We start from the raw sequence: 18483 nt of genomic DNA, 5'->3' as shown, positions 1-18483 counted from the left end.
TTTCGGATTGCCGAAATCACTCATATTCTTTCGGTATGCCGAAATCTCTCGATGGTGGTCCAGGTCTTGTCGGCGCGGGAACCGCAGGCGCGATGATGACCGATGATGCCAGGCCCGCGACGGCCGCACCGGACCCCGCGACATTGGCGGCGAACCCCAAGCGCGCCGCATCGGTCGGACGCGTTGCCTGGTTGATCGGGCCTGCACTCGTCGCGGGCGTCGCCTATCTCGACCCCGGCAATGTCGCGAGCAACATGACGGCGGGCGCGAAATACGGGTACCTGCTGGTCTGGGTTGTGGTGCTCGGCAACGTCATGGCATGGCTCATCCAGTACCTCTCGGCGAAGCTGGGCATAGTCACCGGGCGGAGCCTGCCCGAGGTGCTCGGCGGTCGCATCCGGAACCGTTGGGGACGCCGCGCCTATTGGTTGCAGGCCGAGCTCGTGGCCATGGCGACTGACCTGGCCGAGGTCATCGGCGGCGCCGTCGCACTGAACCTGCTCTTCGGCGTGCCGCTCGTCTGGGGCGGCCTCATCACTGGCATCGTCTCGATCGTGCTGCTCGTACTGCAGTCGCGGCGAGGCCCGCGCACGTTCGAGTTCGTGATCATGGGGCTGCTCGTGATCATCGCGGTCGGGTTCACGGTCGGCGTCTTCGTCGCCCCGCCAGATCCGGCCGGCCTCCTCGCGGGCCTCGTCCCACGCTTCGCCGACGCCAACTCGGTGCTGCTGGCAGCGTCGATCCTCGGGGCGACGATCATGCCGCACGCCATCTACGCGCACTCGGCCCTCAGCCGGGATCGCTTCGCAACGCACCGGGGAGAACAGGGCGGCGGCGGCGAGGCGCGCGCATGGCACGGCTTCGGAATCAGGCGGGACGCGGATGCCGCACCAGAGCGCCTCCCCGGCACCGCGACGGCTGTGCCGGCCGACAGGCTCCTCCGCGCCACCCGCTGGGACGTGTCGATCGCGATGGCGATCGCGGGAACCGTCAACCTCTGCATCCTCCTGCTCGCGGCGGTGAACCTCGCGGGCGTCGAGGGCACCGATAGCCTCGAGGGCGCCTATGCCGCGCTCGGAGCAACACTCGGTCCTGTAATCGCGACGCTCTTCGCGGTCGGCCTCCTTGCATCGGGGCTTGCGTCGACCTCGGTGGGCGCCTACGCAGGCGCCGAGATCATGCACGGTCTGTTGCACGTACGCGTCCCACTCATCCTCCGCCGACTCGTCACGCTCATCCCGGCGCTTCTGAGCCTTTGGCTCGGCTTCGACCCGACGCTCTCCCTCGTGCTCAGCCAGGTTGTGCTCTCGTTCGGTATCCCGTTCGCACTCGTACCTCTTGTCGCACTCACGGCGAGGGTGAGCGTGCTCGGACGGTGGAAGAACCATTGGGCGACGACCGCCGCCGGCATCGGGGCATCGGTGTTTCTGATCACGCTGAACGGCGTGCTGCTCTGGCTCGTGTTCACCGGGGCGTGACGCCCCCGTGGGTATCCTGAGGCCGATGCCTGTCACGAGCCCTGCCATTGAGGACTACCTGAAGACGGTGTACGCACACACCGAGTGGCAGCCTGATGCCATCACGCCGTTGGTGCTCGCGACGAGGCTCGGCGTGGCACCGTCGACGGTCACCGAGATGGTCAAGAAGCTGGCCGCTCAGGGCCTCGTGACCCACATCCCCTACAAGGCGATCCGGCTGACGGATGTCGGGCACGCACGCGCGCTTGCAGTGGTGCGCCGGCACCGGCTGATCGAGACCTGGCTCGCACGCGAGATGGGATACGGGTGGGACGAGGTGCACGACGAAGCCGAGATCCTCGAGCACGCCATCTCCGACCGGCTTCTCGAGGCGATCGACGCGCGGCTCGGCAGGCCCGCGCGCGACCCCCACGGCGACGCGATCCCCACCGCCGACGGCACCGTCGAATCGGAACCCGCTGTGCGACTCGATGAGGCATTCACCGGGCAGCAGGGCCGCGTCATCCGGATCAGCGACCGTGATCCCGCCGTGCTGCGCGAGCTCGACCGGGCGCACATTCGCCCCGGCAGTGCACTTAGGGTCGCCGAGGTCGCGGGCGAGGCGTCCGTCGTCGTGACCCTCGCCGGAGAGCCGCATGCTCTCCCACGCGCGGCTGCGGCGGCGATCTGGATCTCCGCCTGAGTGATCCCCCACTACCCCGCTCGTGACCAGCTGCCGATGCCGCAACTAGAGAAGACGATCCTGGCGGGCGTTCGAGTGAGAGGAAAGTGTCACGGGGTGGGCTTGTCCTCATGATCGATACCGTGGTGCTCCTTGCCTCGCTCGAAGTTGAGCAGACGGAGTGCGTTGGCGACGACGATCAGGGTAGAGCCTTCGTGGATGAGAACAACGGCGCCGATATTCAGCCCCAGGAAAGTGGCAAGGATGAGGAATGCAACGATCGCGAGGCTGGCGATGAGGTTCTGTCGGATGATCCGGCTTGTCGCGCGGCTGAGCCGCACCGCGAACGGGACACGTCCGAGGTCGTCGCTCATCAGGGCGATGTCGCAGGTTTCCAGGGCGACGGTGGATCCGGCGGCGCCCATCGCGATGCCGACGTCAGCGCGGGCCATCGCGGGGGCGTCGTTGACGCCGTCGCCGACCATTGCGATGGGTCGGTGGGTTTCGGCGAGGCGGGTGATCTGGGCGACCTTGTCCTCGGGGAGTAGCTCGCCGATTGCCGTGTCGACGCCGACTTCCCGGCCGACTGCGTCGGCGACGCGCTGGTTGTCGCCGGAGATCATCACGAGTTGCCCCACGTTCGCAGCCCTGAGGGCGTTGAGTACTTGAGCGGATTCCGCGCGGGAGGCATCCATGACTCCCACGATGCCGAGGAATCGGTCACCGCGGCGGACGATCATCAGCGTTTGACCGGAGTCTCGCGCCTGCGCGTAGGCATCGGCCAGTGTGCCGGTAAGCGCGAGCTGCTGCTCGTCGAACATGCGAAGGTTGCCGACGTCGACGCGTTCCCCGTCGATCGTCGCCGTGACGCCGCGGCCGACGACCGCCTTCAGGTCTGTCGCTGTGAGGCGCTCGGTCTGGGGGACGCGGGGCTCGAGGTCGCGGACGATCGCCTCGGCAAGAGGGTGGTCGCTGAGCGCCTCGACTGCGACGAGAGTGCGGATCAGGTCGGACTCGGGACCGTCGCCAGCAGGCGTGACGGACGTCACCCGGGGGGCACCCCAGGTCAGGGTGCCGGTCTTGTCGAACGCCATCGCCCTGACCCGTCCAAGGGTCTCGAGCGGGGCGCCGCCCTTGACGAGCACGCCGGCCCGGGCGGCACGGGCCACGCCCGCGAGGACCGCGGCCGGGGTGGCGATCGCGAGAGCGCAGGGGCTGGCAGCGACGAGCACCGTCATGGCGAGGTAGAACGCGTCGGGGAACCGCTGCGCGAACGCCAGCCAGGAGATCAGGAGGGTGACGGTGACGCCGAGGATCACCGCGGGCACGTACCAACGCTGGAACCGGTCGATGAACTGCTGTGTGGGGGACGCGGCCTGGTCGGCGGTGCGGACCAGCTCGACGACCTTGCTGAGCGTCGAGTCCGCAGCGGTAGCGGTGACCTCGATCTCGAGCACTCCGGACCCGTTGACGGTGCCGGCGAAGACCCGGTTGGCGGCGGGGAGGGTGTCGACGGTGCGCATCGCCCGCTCCGGGTCGGCCACCGGCTCCTTCTCCACCGGGATCGACTCCCCGGTTACCGCGGACTGATCCACTGCGGACAGTCCCGAGATTACAAAGCCATCTGAGGGGATGCGGGAGTTCGGGCGGATGACCACGACGTCGCCGACCACGATCTCCTCGACCGGCACTTCCACCGGCTCGTCCCCGCTCCGGCGCACCAGGGCGTTACGGGGGGCGAGCTCGGCGAGGGATTCGATGGACTTGCTGGCGCGGCTGAGCGCGTACTCCTCGAGCGCGTGGCCGAGGCTGAACAGGAACAGCAGCACCGCGCCCTCCGCCCACCGGCCGATGAGGGCGGCGCCGATGGCGGCGATCAGCATGAGGAAGTCGACCTCGAACTTGCCGCGCAGCGTGGAGGCGATCGCGGTGCGGAACGTGAAGAACCCGCCGAAGAAGTAGGTGGCAAGGAAGAACACCAACGGCCACCCGACCATTGGCAGCCCCAACGCGAACTCGGCGATCATCCCGCCGGCATAGGTGACGCCCGCGGCGATCGCGAACCACAACTCCCACCGGGCGGAGCCGTGAGCATGGTCCTGCGCCTCAGCAGTGGGCGCGGCAGTCGTCGGGGAAGCAGTCATGCCATCAGAATACATCACAATATCATGATATGGTGTTCTTGTGAATGATTATCGTGATCGCGCGGCACAATGATGAGCATGGTCAGTGCTGAGATGCGTCGGGAAATGGGTCCTTTGTCCGTGGCAGAGGCCGAGCGGCTCGCCGAGATCATGCAGGCGCTGGCGTCGCCAGTGCGGCTGCGCATCCTGAGCGCGCTAAGCGCTCGACCGAGTACGGTGACCGAGCTCAGCGAGCAGTTGCAGATCGGCCAGACGACCGTGTCGAACCATCTGCGGCTGCTACGGCACCTCAGCCTCGTCACCGGTAGTCGCGCCGGCCGACACATTCACTATTCGCTCTTCGACGACCATGTCACCGAGCTCCTCGACGAGGCCATCGGACATCTCGAGCACCTGCCGCGCGGAGGATGAATCAATCCGCCGCAGAAGACAGGACGTGCGTCCAGAAGATTAGTCAGCCTTCAATGTATAGTCAGTGTGTGCTGACTCTTACTTCGCGTCTAGATGTCATGAACCGGCTCGGCCGGGCGATGGCGGACCCGACGCGCTCCCGGATCCTGATGACCTTGCTCGGTGGCCCGAGCTACCCGGCCGTGCTGTCGCGCGAGCTGGAGCTGACCCGCTCGAACGTCTCGAACCATCTGACCTGCCTGCGCGACTGCGGCATCGTGGTCGCCGAGCCCGAGGGGCGGCAGACGCGCTATGAGATCGCTGACCCGCACCTTACGGCGGCGCTCACCGCGCTCGTCGATGTGACGCTGGCGGTGAACGAGAACGCGCCGTGTGTGGACGCGTCCTGCACGGTACCGGGGTGCTGCGGAATCGGAGCCGACGCATGAGTGAAGTGACGAAGTCCCAAGTGGAGGGCGTCGAGCTGGACGATGATGATGACCACGACGGTCCCTGGTGGACCGATCGCGGGATCATGGTCCCAGTCTTCTCCGGCATCGCGTTCCTCACCGGTCTGATCCTCGAGTGGACGGGGGCGGAGATCCCGGCGCTGGTGCTGTTCTGGATCGGCCTGCTGCTGGGCGCGTCAACGTTCACCCCGGGCGCGATCCGGAAGCTGTTCAAGGGCAAGCTGAGTATCAGCCTGCTGATGACGATCAGCGCGATCGGCGCGGTGATCCTCGGCTACGTCGAGGAGGCTGCCGCGCTGGCGTTCCTCTACTCCATCGCGGAGGCGCTGGAGGACAAGGCGATGGACCGCGCCCGCGGTGGGCTGCGGGCGCTGCTGAAGCTCGTCCCGGAGACCGCGACCATCCGTCAGGGTGGCACCACGGTCGAGGTCGCGGCGAAGGACCTCGCCGTCGGCCAGCTCATGCTGGTGCGTCCGGGTGAGCGGATCGCAACCGACGGCATCGTCCGGACGGGACGCTCGAGCTTGGATACGTCCGCGATTACCGGGGAGTCGATCCCGGTCGAGGTCGAGCCCGGAGACGCGGTGTCGGCGGGTGCGATCAACACGGCTGGTGCGTTGGAGGTCGAGACGACCGCGGCGGGCACGGACAACTCACTGACCACGATCGTCGAGCTCGTGGAGCAGGCGCAGGCAGAGAAGGGCGACCGCGCCCGCCTCGCGGACCGGATTGCCCGCCCGCTCGTCCCCGGCGTGCTGATCCTCGCCGTCCTCGTCGCCGTGATCGGGTCGCTGTTCGGTGACCCGGAGTTGTGGATCACCCGCGCTCTTGTGGTGCTGGTGGCGGCGTCGCCGTGCGCGTTGGCGATCTCGGTGCCGCTGACGGTGGTGGCGGCGATCGGTTCGGCGAGCAAGTTCGGCGTGATCATCAAGTCCGGTGCCGTGTTCGAGCGGTTCGGCGTGATCCGTCACGTCGCCGTCGACAAGACCGGCACCCTCACCCGCAACCAACCCGCCGTCACCGCCGTCCTCACCGTCGATGGCGTGACCGAGCAGCAGGCGCTGGCCTGGGCGGCCACGCTGGAGCAGCACAGCACCCACCCGCTCGCCGCGGCGATCACGGCCGCAGCTCCCGGAGCCCCCGGAGCCGAGGGTGTGACCGAGCGGGCAGGTCACGGCATCGAAGGCACCCTCGACGGGGCACGGATCACCGTCGGCAGCCCCCGCTGGCTCGACGCCGGGACACTCGGCGACCGGGTCGCGGCCCTGGAAGAGAAGGGCATGACGGTCGTGATCGTGCACCGCGACAGTTCGCCGGTCGCGGCGATCGGTGTCCGGGACGAGCTGCGCCCCGAGGTTCCCGAGGTCGTCCGCACCCTCGTCGCCCAGGGCATCGGGGTCACGATGCTCACCGGCGATAACGCCCGCACAGCCCGTGCCCTGGCCGCGCAGGCCGGAATCGAGGACGTGCGCGCCGAGCTGCGCCCTGAGGACAAGGCAGCAGCGATCGGCGAACTCGGCAAGAACGGGTCGGTCGCGATGATCGGCGATGGCATCAACGACGCCCCCGCCCTCGCGGCGGCTGACATCGGGATCGCGATGGGCGCGACCGGCTCGGACGCCGCGATCGAGTCCGCCGACGTCGCCTTCACCGGCCACGACCTGCGGCTACTCCCGCGTGCGTTTGACCACGCCCGCCGCGGACGGCACATCATCAACCAGAACATCATCCTGTCGCTGCTGATCATCACCGCCCTGCTCCCGCTCGCCCTGTTCGGCGTCCTGGGTCTCGCGGCCGTGGTGCTCGTGCACGAGATCGCCGAGGTCGTCGTGATCCTCAACGGCCTGCGCGCCGCACGTACACGGAAGACCAGCGCGTGACCACGCAGGACGTCGCTGCCGCGATCGACGAAGAGAATGCGGGCGCGCGGCCGCAGGCGAGGAGAGCTCTCGGCGTCGTCCTGATTGTGGCCGTGCTCGCTGTAGCGCTCGACCAGGGCTCGAAGGCCCTCGCGGTGGCGCAGCTGACGCCGGGCGAACGGATACCGCTTCTCGGCGACCTGTTCGGCCTGTCCCTGGTCTACAACCCCGGAGCTGCGTTCTCTCTCGGCTCCGGGGCCACCTGGGTCCTCACTCTCGTCGGCGTGATCGCCGCCGCTGCGGTGGTCGTGTTCGCCGTGCGATTGCGCGGTGCCCGGTGGGGTCTCGCGTTGGGGCTTGTCCTCGGCGGCGCGGTGGGCAACCTGGTCGACCGGCTCCTGAGCCCGCCGTCATTAGGGCGAGGGCACGTCACCGATTTCCTCGCCTACGGCGACCTCTTCGTCGGGAACATCGCCGACGTCTTCGTCGTGGTCGGTGTCGGCCTGGTCAGCCTGAACCTCCTCACGCCGAGCCCGCGCGCGGCAACCAACAGCGAATAGCGAACGGAGCACGCCGCATGAAGGTCGAGCTTCTGCACATCGTCGACTGCCCGAACACGGCCGTTGCCGAAGAACACACGCGCGAAGCGCTGGACGCTCTCGGACTCGCCGACGTACCGGTGGAGCTGGTGGCGATCCGGACTGAGGCCGAGGCATCGAACACTCGATTCGGAGGGTCGCCAACGCTCCTCGTCGACGGCGTCGACCTGTTCCCGACGATGCCGGTTCGCTCGCTCGCGTGCCGCGTCTACGCGACAGAGAACGGCTACGCCGGAGCACCGACAACGTCACAAATCGTAGGGGCGCTGCCTGTGGCCTGACGGCCTCAATGCCAGAGGATCGGGAGGGGCGCGTTGATTCGTTCAATGACGGTGGCGGCATAGACCGTTGCTGTTCGCGCCGATCGCTTTGAACCAGGCGATCGCGGCAGCGACTTGAGTCCGCCGACGTCGCCTTCACGGACCACGACCTTCGCCTCATCTCTGCCGCTCTCGCCCACGCCCGCTGCGGTCGGCGCATCATGACCGCCAATATCAGTCTGGCCCTGACGATCATCATGCTGTTCCCGCTTGCCCTGTTCAGCGTCCCTCGGTCTCGCCGGCGTAGTCCTGGTACACGAGATCGCGGAGGTCATCGTCATCCTCAACGGCGTCAGGACCGCCCAGCGGGCGAAGTCGGTTCAGCAACTGACGCGCACATCGGTCATCACACCGGAGCCAGCCCGGGAACAGCAATCGCTGTCGCTCTCGCGCCACTCTTAAAGGGCGCTCGTAGAGTCTCATCTGAAGCGCGGGCATTGGGAAAGTGTCACGACAAAGTTCCTCCGACCGCGCGCAAGACGCCTGCGATACGTGACATCTAGTGTCATCTCACCGCGATACCGACAGGATCCGCGCGCACGAGGCGCTCGCGTCCCTCCGCGCGCTTGATGATGAGCTGCGCGGCTTCGAGCACGGCGACGTGCTTCTGCACCGCCGCGAACGACATGTCGTAGTCGCGCGCGAGGGCCGAGACGGAATGCTCTCCGGTGAGGGTGCGCCGCAGGATGTCGCGGCGGGTAGCCGCCGCGAGCGCCTGGAAGACGCGGTCGATCTCGTCATCGGTGAGCTCCGTTTGTGCAACCATTTGGTTGTACATTAGCGATCGAGATCTTCCGCGTCAAGGGTCGATTTGTCGGGAACGTGTTCCCGTTGCATTTTCGACCTTTTCGTTGCACTGGTCTCCGTTGTCGTTGCACTAAATGCAGCGGTTCGCGTTCGACGCGATGGGGTTGGTCGCGACCGATGAAGCGCTGCTGGCTTCGGGGCATCCGAGATCGAGCACTCCGGCAGAGTTCGGGCTCCAAGTCTGGGCATCATCCGCAGCGCCGACAAAGGCAAGGAGTGGGAGTCGGTGGCGTACCCCAGCATTTCATGCGAGCCGGCAGACTCCTCCCGGCGTACTCGCTCAGTAGGTTCAGGGGAAGTGGAACACCGCGGAGCCCCCGGCGTCTCTAAGTCTTGGGTTCGTGCCGCTCTCTCGTTCTCAGTCGCCTCGTCTGAAACCCTGACACGGCGCCGAGGACGAGGCACAGCACAGCGAGCGGCACTGCAACCCGCCACCAGGTGTTGCCGGTTAGCAGGTTGGAAAACAAGATCAGCAGGCACAGGCCATTCAGTCCCAAGGCCACGTAGGCGTACTCAGCAGACGTCCACCTCCGCCGATTGGATCGACGTGAACCGCTCGCGCTCACCGCGTTCCTTTCCATGTGGTCCCGCATATGGCTAGTCCTGGCCGTTGCCTATGCACAGATTTTGAACCTGGCCCGCTACCCCCGCTTGGATTCGGAGGCTAGGTGAGACAGATGCCCCACAGCCTCGTCCAGCAGTTCCGCGACATGCTCGTCGAACAATGCGTAGTGGACGTGGCGGCCGTCTCGACTGCCCACCACGAGGCTGGGGTGGCGCAGCAGTCGCAGGTGGTTGGACACGGTGGTCTGTCCCGACCCCAGCTCTTCGCTGAGCTCGGTGACGGTGCTCGGGCGGGCGCGCAGCACGCTCAGGATGCGCAAGCGCACGGGTGAGGCGAGAGCCTGCATGATCTCTGCAAGTCGCTCGGCCTCCGTTACGGACAGCACGCCCGCCGCCTCGCGCAGGGTCTCATGTGTCATGGACACTATTGTGCCCGCCGAACGCGATAATAATTCACATTTACAACATATCACAATACTGTGATGTACTGTGGGTGCATGATGAACACCTCTTCAACCACGGCATCTGCCACCGACGTGCAGCAGCATGCGCACGGCTCGGCTCGGTGGGAGCTGTGGTTCGCGATCGCGTCCGGCCTGACGTACGCGGCCGGGATGATCACGGAGTTCGTGCTGGGCATGCCATTGCTGGGGCTGCCCTTGGTGTTCTTTCTCGCCACCTACTTCTTCGGCGGGTTCTTCACTTTCCGCTCAGCGATCGCCTCGACGTTGCGGGGCAAGTTCGAGGTCGACTTCCTCATGCTCGTCGCGGCGATCGGTGCCGCCCTGATCGGGAAGTGGGCCGAGGGTGCGGTGCTGCTGTTCCTGTTCAGCCTGGGACACGCCCTGGAAGAGTACGCGCTGAGCAGGGCGAGCAAGTCCATTGAGGCGCTCGCGGAACTCGCTCCCCGCACGGCACTGGTCCGCCGTGACGGCGGCGAGCCGGTTGAGGTGCCGGTCGAGCAGATCGCGGTCGCGGACATTATCGTGATCCGTCCGAACTCGCGAATCCCTTCGGACGGGTTCGTGATCTCCGGGGTCTCTGCCGTGGACCAGTCGGCGGTCACCGGCGAGTCCATCCCTGTGGAGAAGGAACCTGTCACCGATCCAGAGCGTGCGATGCGCACCGTCGACACCCTGCCGGCCGCGAACCGCGTCTTCGCGGGCACGGTCAACGGCTCGGGGGTGCTCGAGGTCAAGGTCACCGCCACGGCGGCGGACTCGACGCTGAGCAAGGTGGTCGAGCTGGTCCGCACCGCCGACCAGGCCACGTCCCCGACCCAGCAGTTCATCGACCGGTTCCAGCGCTGGTACGTGCCCGCCGTCATCGTCGGCGTCGCGGCCACCCTGCTGGTGGCGATGTTCGGGTTCGGGCAGCAGTTCCCCGACGCGTTCTACCTCTCCATGACCGTGCTGGTCGCGGCAAGCCCCTGCGCTCTCGCGATCGCCACCCCCGCGGCCGTGCTCGCCGGGGTGGCCCGCGCCGCACGCGCCGGCGTGCTCGTCAAGGGTGGCGCACCACTGGAAACCCTCGGCCGGGTTAAGGCGATAGCGTTCGACAAGACCGGAACGCTCACCTGGGGCCTTCCCCGCGTCACCTCCGTCGCCCCGGTCGACGGCGACGACGGGGCGCTGCTGATCCCGACCCTGGTCGCGGTGGAGTCGCTCAGCGATCACCCCCTTGCCGCGGCGATCGTCCGCGACCTCACCGGCCGCATCTCCGACTCCGACCGGGTCGAAGCGACAGACCTGAACGCGGTCGTCGGCCGGGGTGTGCGCGCCACCATTGACGGTGAGACGGTGGAGGTCGGCAACCTCCGCATGTTCGACGAACAGCAGCTCACCCTCCCCGCTGCGCTCAACGCGGCGTACGAACAGGCCCGCGACTCCGGGCAGACGTTGATGATCGTGCGGCGCGGCGACCGGTTCCTCGGTCTCGTCGGCGTCATGGACGCCTCCCGCGCGGAATCCGTCCAGGTGCTCACCGCGCTTCGCGGAGCGAATGTCGGGCAGCTCGTGATGATCTCGGGAGACAACCAGCGCGTCGCCGACGCTGTCGGCCGTGAGGTCGGCGTCGACACCGCCATCGGAGAGCTGCTGCCCGAGGACAAGGTCGCCAAGATCACCCGGCTGGCCCAGAGCCACCGGCCGATCGCGATGGTCGGCGACGGGGTGAACGACGCGCCCGCGATGGCGCGGGCCGACATCGGCATTGCGATGGGCGCCGCCGGCTCCACCGTCGCGCTCGAGACCTGCGACATCGCCTTGATGAGCGACGACCTCGGCCGCGTCCCCTTCGCCGTCCGGCTCAGCCGCGCCACCAGCCGGATCATCCGCCAGAACCTGATCGCCAGTCTCGCCGTCGTCCTCTTCCTGATCATCGCCACCTTCGTCGGCCTGAACATCGGCGCCGTCGTTCTCATCCACGAAGGATCCACGCTCATCGTCGTCGGCAACGCTCTCCGGCTCCTCGCGTTCGAGCGCGGCAAGGAGCACCACGGCATCGACCACGAAGACAAGCCCACGGCGTGAGCTGCAGACTCGAGAACCGTTAGCACGGCGCAGGGCGGGACTCCGGCTAGGTCGCCCAGCAGGAGTGAACGGTGCCGGTGGTGGCCTGCGCGACGGTGGGGATCGTCTCGACGAATGTCCGGGTGATCGTCTCGGATGCGGGGTACTCGATGACACGCCAGCCGACGATGCCGAAGTCTTCATCGAGCGCTTGCAGCGCGCAGGCGAAGCTCATGCCAGCGGGCGGGGTCGCTTGAAATGACACCGTCACGGTGCGAGCGTCGACGAGATCGAAACCTGTCTCGTCGTATCCGACGTCATCGAGAGAATTGGAGATGGTCAGCCACGACAGTCCGGCAACGGACGCTACAGCGATGGTTCCGACGATGATCCAGAACGCGCGGCGGCGAGCGGGGCGGGGCCTGCGGCCATAGCGGTCGTCGAGCTGCTGCTTCGTGGTCACCAGATGCGCTTCTCTGTGGAGTCTCTCGGTGATCTCATCTGCGGCTGCGGGCGTCTCGGGCGGCAAGGTCGAGTAGGCGCGCGTTGTACTCGTCGAGCTCGGCATCTCCCGTCCGATCGGCGTGCCGGTCGCGGCGTTTCGTCTCGCGGTCGTCGCTGCGGCTCCATTGGATCGTGACCGTGATCGCGAGGATGAGGGTGGGGATCTCACCGATCGACCAGGCGATGCCGCCGCCGGTGTACTGGTCTTCCAGTGGTGTCGCCCCCCAGGTGCGCCCCATTGCCCCGAACCACTCGGCGACCATCAGCCCGGACTGCATCATGATGGTTTCAGTTTCAGTAGAACGTGGTTCTATTCGGGGTCAACTGAGGCCGGAGTAGGCGTGGAGTCCCTTGAAGAACATATTGACGATGGTGAAGTTGAACAGCACCGCGATGAAGCCGATGATGCACAGCCACGCGGAGCGGGTGCCTCGCCAGCCGCGTGTCGCGCGAGCGTGGATGTAACCGGCGTAGAGCACCCAGATCACGAAGGTCCAGACCTCCTTGGTATCGAACCCCCAGTACCTTCCCCAGGAGTCGTTGGCCCAGATCGCGCCGGCGATCAGCGTGAAGGTCCAGAACACGAACCCGACGATCACAAACCGGTATGCGAGGGACTCGAGCGCGTCCGCGGGCGGCAACGTGGCCAGGAACCGCGGGCCGCTGCGCGGTGCGCCATCCGCAGAGGCGGCTGCCGTGCGGCGTTCGCGGCGGGCCTGCAGGAGCTGGGTGACGGAGAGGCCGCATCCGATCGCGAACAGGGCAGTGGCCAGGGATGCGACGAATACGTGGATGACCAGCCACACGCTCTTGAGCGGATCCATCAGGGGAACGACGTCGACGTAGAAGGTGATGGTGGCGCCGCCCAGCAGCAGCACCACCATGCCGATCAGGAACGCGCCGAGGAAGCGGAGGTCGTAGCGGCGCAGGACGGCGAGGTAGACGGCGACGATCAGGACGGTGCCGGTCAGGGCGAACTCGTACATGTTCGCCCACGGCACCCGCCCGGCCGCGATCCCCCGCAGAACGGTGCCGGCCAGGTGGAACAGGAAACCGAGGATCGTCAGCGCCGTCCCGATCCGTGCCCACAGCAGCCGCGGCTGAGATGCTCGCGGCTCGGGGGCGCCGGGGTGCTGTTCCTGCCAGGCCTCCGTGACCGCGGGTGCCGTCGCCGCGCTGACCAGCGCCGGTTCACGCAGCGGCACGGCGGCGGGGACGGAGCGGCGGGCGAGGTCGATGGTGTAGGCGATGAATGCGAGCAGGTAGGTAGCGATCGCGGTCCAGACCAGCAGCAGCGAGATGCCGTCGAGTGTGAGTGATCCGGTCATGATGTAGGTGTCCTCTTCTTCAGGGTTATGCCGGTTTCAGCCGGCGTTTGCTTGGAGCCATACCAGTGAGTCGACGGCCGTGTCGTCGATGTACACCTCGAAGTGCAGATGGTTGGCGGTGGAGCGTCCGGTGCTGCCGACCAGCCCGACCGTCTGACCGGCGGTGACCGTCTGACCGACAGTGACCTGTCGGCTTCCGGTCTGCATGTGCGGGTAGACGGTGCGGACGCGCTGACCGTTCAGGACGGACTCGATCACGACGGTGACCCCATAGCCGCCATAGCTGTCCTGCGAGACGCTGACGGCGCCGTCGACGGACGCGTACACCGGGGTGCCGCCGGCGGCGACCATGTCGGTGCCCATGTGCGCACCGCCCCGGTCGCCGAACCGGTCCGTGACGGTGAACGGGCCGCCCACTGGCCAGCGCACCGTACCGCTGCCGGGGGCGACCATGCTGTAGTCGAACGGCACCGACGCCACGCGGGTCGAGGTGCGGGCGCGAGCAGCGGCCGCCTCTGCCTCCTTCTTCCGGTCGATCTCCTCCTGGGTGGTGGCCGCGTAGCTGTCCCGCGTGAGCTGTGTCTGCGTCGCGTCGGACGCCACGATGAGAGATTGGGCGTTGTCCGAGGCGATCTGCTGCAGGGTCAGCGGCTCGGGGGTTGTGGTCTGCCAGGCGCCGTATGCGGGCAACGCCACCGTCGCGATCAGGCCGCTGACGATGGCGAGGGCAGCCACGCTCCGCACCGGACGCATCGTCCGGGGTCCGCGCGCTGGCGCGGCGGCGGCGGCCTGTCGCCGGGTGGGGGCGACAATCTTGCGCGGCGGAGAGCCTTGTTGTCGGAGGCTGCGGCGGGTGGGGGGCGTCTGAGGCTGGTCAGCTTCGGGGGTGAGCTGTTCCGTCATGATGTCCTCCTTCGTTTCGGGTCAGATGGAGATGCCACGGGCGGCCAGGAAGTCGATGGGGTTGACGGGAGCGCCGTTCACGTAGGCCTCGAAGTGCAGGTTGCAGCCGAACGCGTTCCCGGTGTTGCCTTCGCTGCCGATCAGATCTCCGGCGTTCACGCGCTGGCCGTAGCCGACGAAGAACCCGCCGTTGCGGATGTGCGCGTATCCGGTTCCGATCCCGCCGCCGTGGTCGATCTTGATGTAGTTGCCGTAGCCGCCGTTGTATCCGGCGTAGACGACCGTGCCGGCAGCGGCCGCGTAGATTCCGGCGCTGCAGCCTCCGCTCAGGTCGACGCCGTAGTGGTAGCTGGTGGAGCAATACCCGTTGCCGCATTGCGAGCTGCGGGGGCCGAAGCCGGATGTCCGGGGTCCAGATGTGGGACGTGCCCACCCGGAGCTGGCGACACCGCCGCCAGCACTCCCCTCCGTGGCACGGCGTGCGGCTTCGGCGCGTTCGGCGGCCTTGCGCTGCTCTTCGGCGAGCCGGGCTGCTTCTACTCCGGCCTGATAGTCGGCAATCGTCCGCGCGGTGGTGTCTTGGAGGGCGGCGAGCTGCGCTTCGAGCTCGCCGAGGTGGAGGGTCTGCGCGTCCAGCGCCGTCTGAGCGGCGTCGGCGGCCTGCTGCGATTCGCGCATCTTCTGCTCGGCGAGCTGCTGCAGCCGGTCACGTTCGTCACGGGCCACGGCCGCCTGATCGCTCAACCCCTGCGCCGCGTTGCGCGCAGTGAGCGCGGCGGCATACACGCCCTGGTTGCGTTCGAGGAGCTTGTCCATCGTGCCCAGTCGTGCCAGCAGATCGTCAGCGTTCGCCGCGGACCCGGACAAGAACAGCTTCAGCGCGGTGTCGTCGCCGCCGGTGCGGTACAGCTGCGCGGCGAGCCGTCCCGCCCGGTCAGAGGCCTCAGCGGCGGCTTCGGCTTCGGCGTCTGCCTGGGATTGGAGCGCGTCAGCTCGTTGGACGGCGGCGAAGTAGTCCTGTTGTGCGGTGTAGAACGCATCGGCCGCCTGTTCGGCCACCGCGCGAGTACGTTGCACGTCGCTGGTGAGGCTCTGGATGAGACCTTGGATCCGGGTGATCTCGGCGGTCTTCGCCGTCTCGTTCGCCTTCGCCGCCTGCACGTCATCCCACGACGGGTAGTCGGCGGCGAAGGCGGGCAGCGGCCGCGCGGAGCCGACGATCGAGCTCCCGGCGACGAGACCGAGCAGCCCCGCCCTGAGCGCCCCACGGCGGGTCAGGGGGAGCCCCAGCATCCGCTGCTCGGCAGGCGATGAGCCGCAGCCCAACTCTGTGCTCGGCGGCCCTTCACCTGGCGGGTGGGACCGGGCATCCACGATGGGGTTTGTTGGTCTCATGCTCGTGTTGACCTCGTTGAATCGGCGTGTACACGAGGGGCTGCGGGCCGGGCGCGGTGGTGGATCCCGAGCGCGGTGAGGGCGACGAACGCGGCGACGGGGATCAGCAATGTCAGCCACGGGCCGATCACCACGGCCGCGGTGAGCCCGGTGCGCAACGGAATGGTGCTGATCTGCGCGGCCGCGGTGTCGACGCCGACGCTGTCGGTCGTGGCACCCTCGGGGGCGATGACCTGACTGGTGCCCACGGTGGAGACGTTGACCACGGCCCGGCCGGTCTCGATGGCGCGCATCCTTGCGAAGGCGAGTTGTTGCAGGTTCTCGTCGGTGCCGCGGAAGTCGGCGTTGTTGGTCTGGAAGACGTAGAGTTCCGCGCCGGCGCGGGCGCTGTCCCAGATCACCTGGTCGTAGATGACGTCGAAGCAGATCGCCAGCCCGACGTCGATGTCGTTGACGGTGACGATCGGCGGGTTGCTGCCGGGGGTGTACTCCCGTTGGATCAGCCCGACGAGGTCGGGGACGATACGTTCGTACAGCCACCGGTCGGGCACGTATTCGCCGAACGGGACCGGGTTGACCTTGTCGTGCCACTGGCGTGCGTCGGCATCAGCCGTCCACAGCAGCGACGTGTTGAACACGTCCTCACCGCGGGTGGTGGCCGCGTTCATCAGCAGCGGCGCACCCGCCCCCGCTACGACACGATCCAGCTGAGTCGCGACCGCGGGGGTTCGCAGCGGGTCGGCATCGACGCTGCCTTCCGGCCACACCAGCAGGTCCATCTGCTGGCCCAGCAGCGGCCGGGAGCCGGCGGTTTGCGCGGCGAGCATGTCGCCGGGCGCCTTGGGATCGAAGTAGCCGGCCGGGCCGTTGCCTTGCACCCACCCGACCCGCAGTGTCCCGGCGTCGGTGGTGGGGAATTGCGGTGTCACGACGAGGATCAATGTGAGGATCGCGGCGGGGATGATGCCGCGCAGGAACCGGAGGCCGCCCGCGCGGGCCCACTGCAGGATGCCCGCGCACAGCGCCACGACCAGCAGGCTCAGTCCGGTCACCCCGGTCCAGGACGCGGCCTGCGCCAACGGGCCCTCGACCTGTGTCATCCCAATCCGCACCCAAGGGAACCCGCCGTACGGCCACGCCCCCATCACGACCTCACGCGTAGCCCAGAGGACGCCGATCAGCAGCGGCACGGCGACCAGCTGCACGGTCCCGCGCGGTCGATACCGCCCGGTCCACCGGTAGGCGAGGGTGAGCGGGATGGCGCCGGCGCCGAAGAGGACAGCCTGCAGGCTGGCGAGAGCGACCCAGGGTATCGGGCCGAGGAATTGCCCGACCCAGGCCAGATGGGTGAAGAAGAACACGACGCCGAAGACCGTGCCGACGAGGAATGCGGTGAGGATGCTGCGGCCGATCAGACTGATCAGCGACATCGTGACCGCCACCAACGCCAGCGGCCACCAGCCGATCGCCGGGGTGGCCAGATCCAGCGCGAACCCGCCGGCGCCCGCCACCGCCATCGCGGCCCACAGCGGCAGCCGCGCCGTGCGATCCACGGGCGTCGCCGTGGTCGTGACCGGCCGAGCCGGAGTGACGAGAGTAGTCGTGGCCATCAGCGGCTGTCCTTTTGGCGGAGCTTTTCGAGGTAGGCGTTGTAGGCGTCCAGTTCGGGGTCTCCGTGAGTGTCGGCGTAGCGGGTGGCGGCGGCGTCGCGGGCGGTGTCGTCGCGGAACCAGCGGTGCATGACGAACATCAGCATCAGCAGAGTCGGTGCTTCTCCGTAGGACCAGGCCAGGCCGCCGGCGAGACGCTGGTCCTCGATCGGGTCGATGCCCAGCGCCAGCGTGGGCGCGGCGAACGCGTCGACAAGCAACGTGGTGGCCATCATCAGGAACACCCCGAAGAATGCGTGCAGGGCGGCTTCGGCGAACACGTCCAGCGCGCGGCCGCCGTGGCTGAGCCGCACCGGCAGCGGGTCGGCGGAGAGCACCGGGATGGTGAACAGGATCCCAGCGACCAGGAACCCGAACTCGAGGCCGACATGCCCGCCGGGTGCTTGCAGGATGCGGTCGGCGGCGTCGGCGAGGTAGAGCCCGTAGAACGCGAACAGGTACAGCGGGAGCGCGACCCAGGGGCTCAGCGCCCACCGCGCGACCCGGCTGCGCAGCCCCGCGTGAGCGGCCCGGAGCGCGAGCCGGCCGAGCCCGTGATGGGGGGTGGCTCGAAGCAGGAGCGTGCCCGGGGATCCCAACACCAGCAGCGGGGGGATGGCCATCATGAGGGTGAGCTGCTGGAACATGAACACCGAGAACAGCGCGTACCCGTACGCCTCGACGCCCAGGCCGGTGACCGCGGCCAGGGTGAGGCACCCGAGCAGGAAGCTGATCGTGCGCCACACCGGCCACCGCCGCCGGCTGGTCCACAGCCGGATCGCGCCGGCCAGGTAAGCGGCGGCGATCACTGCGGCGATCACCGGCAGCAGTGGGAACGGCAACGGTGCGGGGCTGAGGAAGCCGAGCAGAGTCGGCGGCGTCCCGGGGATCCAGTCGTTCAC

At 67.8% G+C, this 18483-nt stretch carries 16 protein-coding genes and 3 pseudogenes; 9 read left to right on the top strand and 10 right to left on the bottom strand.

Annotated features, from left to right (window positions below; translation table 11 throughout):
* The first annotated feature begins 95 nt into the window (after positions 1-95).
* A complete protein-coding gene (locus IM777_RS00570; protein ID WP_194385379.1) occupies positions 96-1478 on the top strand; it encodes an Nramp family divalent metal transporter in 1383 nt (460 codons plus the stop codon).
* A 25-nt stretch (positions 1479-1503) separates the two neighbouring features.
* On the top strand, positions 1504-2160 hold the full coding sequence (locus tag IM777_RS00565; RefSeq protein ID WP_194384210.1) for a metal-dependent transcriptional regulator: 657 nt from the start codon (positions 1504-1506) through the stop codon (positions 2158-2160).
* 89 nt (positions 2161-2249) lie between these two features.
* Here IM777_RS00565 and IM777_RS00560 read toward each other — a convergent pair whose 3' ends face one another.
* Positions 2250-4283 (bottom strand): heavy metal translocating P-type ATPase, encoded by a 2034-nt coding sequence (locus IM777_RS00560; protein ID WP_194384209.1) that lies wholly within the window; start codon positions 4281-4283, stop codon positions 2250-2252.
* 78 nt (positions 4284-4361) lie between these two features.
* Between IM777_RS00560 and IM777_RS00555 the strand changes: the two genes are divergently transcribed.
* The 6 genes and pseudogenes from IM777_RS00555 to IM777_RS17095 form a co-directional block, all read left to right on the top strand.
* The gene (locus IM777_RS00555; RefSeq protein WP_228480879.1) at positions 4362-4694 is read left to right on the top strand and encodes an ArsR/SmtB family transcription factor; all 333 of its coding nucleotides are present in this window, start codon (positions 4362-4364) and stop codon (positions 4692-4694) included.
* 68 nt (positions 4695-4762) lie between these two features.
* A complete protein-coding gene (gene cmtR, locus IM777_RS00550) occupies positions 4763-5122 on the top strand; it encodes a Cd(II)/Pb(II)-sensing metalloregulatory transcriptional regulator CmtR (RefSeq protein ID WP_194384208.1) in 360 nt (119 codons plus the stop codon).
* Entirely contained in the window at positions 5119-7023 is a 1905-nt protein-coding gene (locus IM777_RS00545; RefSeq protein ID WP_194384207.1) for a heavy metal translocating P-type ATPase, read from the top strand. The genes cmtR and IM777_RS00545 overlap by 4 nt, the downstream gene beginning before the upstream one ends.
* Positions 7020-7562, top strand: a complete 543-nt coding sequence (lspA, locus tag IM777_RS00540) for a signal peptidase II (protein WP_194384206.1) — start codon at positions 7020-7022, stop codon at positions 7560-7562. Before IM777_RS00545 ends, lspA begins: the two co-directional genes overlap by 4 nt.
* A gap of 17 nt (positions 7563-7579) precedes the next feature.
* Complete coding sequence (locus IM777_RS00535) at positions 7580-7882, top strand: hypothetical protein (RefSeq protein ID WP_194384205.1); 303 nt, start codon at positions 7580-7582, stop codon at positions 7880-7882.
* A 113-nt stretch (positions 7883-7995) separates the two neighbouring features.
* Positions 7996-8323 (top strand): annotated as a pseudogene (locus IM777_RS17095) (heavy metal translocating P-type ATPase); the annotation flags it as partial.
* 112 nt (positions 8324-8435) lie between these two features.
* Here the strand turns inward: IM777_RS17095 and IM777_RS00525 are convergent.
* Both IM777_RS00525 and IM777_RS00520 read right to left on the bottom strand, forming a co-directional pair.
* Positions 8436-8687, bottom strand: a pseudogene (locus tag IM777_RS00525) (ArsR/SmtB family transcription factor); the annotation flags it as partial.
* Between the two features lie 682 nt (positions 8688-9369).
* Entirely contained in the window at positions 9370-9711 is a 342-nt protein-coding gene (locus IM777_RS00520; RefSeq protein WP_194384202.1) for an ArsR/SmtB family transcription factor, read from the bottom strand.
* 78 nt (positions 9712-9789) lie between these two features.
* On the opposite strand from IM777_RS00520, the gene IM777_RS00515 reads away from it, so the two are divergent.
* Positions 9790-11823: a heavy metal translocating P-type ATPase gene (locus IM777_RS00515; protein WP_194384201.1), complete on the top strand. Its 2034-nt coding sequence runs from the start codon at positions 9790-9792 to the stop codon at positions 11821-11823.
* A 46-nt stretch (positions 11824-11869) separates the two neighbouring features.
* Here IM777_RS00515 and IM777_RS00510 read toward each other — a convergent pair whose 3' ends face one another.
* The 7 genes and pseudogenes from IM777_RS00510 to IM777_RS00480 all read right to left on the bottom strand — a co-directional run bounded on the left by IM777_RS00510 (position 11870) and on the right by IM777_RS00480 (position 18483).
* Entirely contained in the window at positions 11870-12265 is a 396-nt protein-coding gene (locus IM777_RS00510) for a DUF4307 domain-containing protein (protein ID WP_194384200.1), read from the bottom strand.
* 34 nt (positions 12266-12299) lie between these two features.
* Positions 12300-12590: pseudogene (locus tag IM777_RS00505) on the bottom strand (cytochrome c oxidase assembly protein); the annotation flags it as partial.
* Between the two features lie 36 nt (positions 12591-12626).
* Positions 12627-13634 (bottom strand): c-type cytochrome biogenesis protein CcsB, encoded by a 1008-nt coding sequence (ccsB, locus tag IM777_RS00500; protein ID WP_194384199.1) that lies wholly within the window; start codon positions 13632-13634, stop codon positions 12627-12629.
* A 36-nt stretch (positions 13635-13670) separates the two neighbouring features.
* On the bottom strand, positions 13671-14387 hold the full coding sequence (locus tag IM777_RS00495) for a M23 family metallopeptidase (protein ID WP_228481168.1): 717 nt from the start codon (positions 14385-14387) through the stop codon (positions 13671-13673).
* 171 nt (positions 14388-14558) lie between these two features.
* Positions 14559-15830 carry a M23 family metallopeptidase gene (locus IM777_RS00490; protein ID WP_194384197.1) on the bottom strand — a complete coding sequence of 424 codons (1272 nt, stop codon included), beginning with the start codon at positions 15828-15830 and terminating at the stop codon, positions 14559-14561.
* 98 nt (positions 15831-15928) lie between these two features.
* Positions 15929-17542 (bottom strand): apolipoprotein N-acyltransferase, encoded by a 1614-nt coding sequence (lnt, locus tag IM777_RS00485; RefSeq protein WP_194384196.1) that lies wholly within the window; start codon positions 17540-17542, stop codon positions 15929-15931.
* Entirely contained in the window at positions 17542-18483 is a 942-nt protein-coding gene (locus tag IM777_RS00480; protein ID WP_228480878.1) for a cytochrome c oxidase assembly protein, read from the bottom strand. Before IM777_RS00480 ends, lnt begins: the two co-directional genes overlap by 1 nt.

The sequence above is a fragment of the Microbacterium luteum genome, from assembly GCF_015277875.1.
Taxonomy (GTDB): Bacteria; Actinomycetota; Actinomycetes; order Actinomycetales; family Microbacteriaceae; genus Microbacterium; species Microbacterium luteum.
This window is presented reverse-complemented; position numbering and strand designations above follow the sequence as displayed.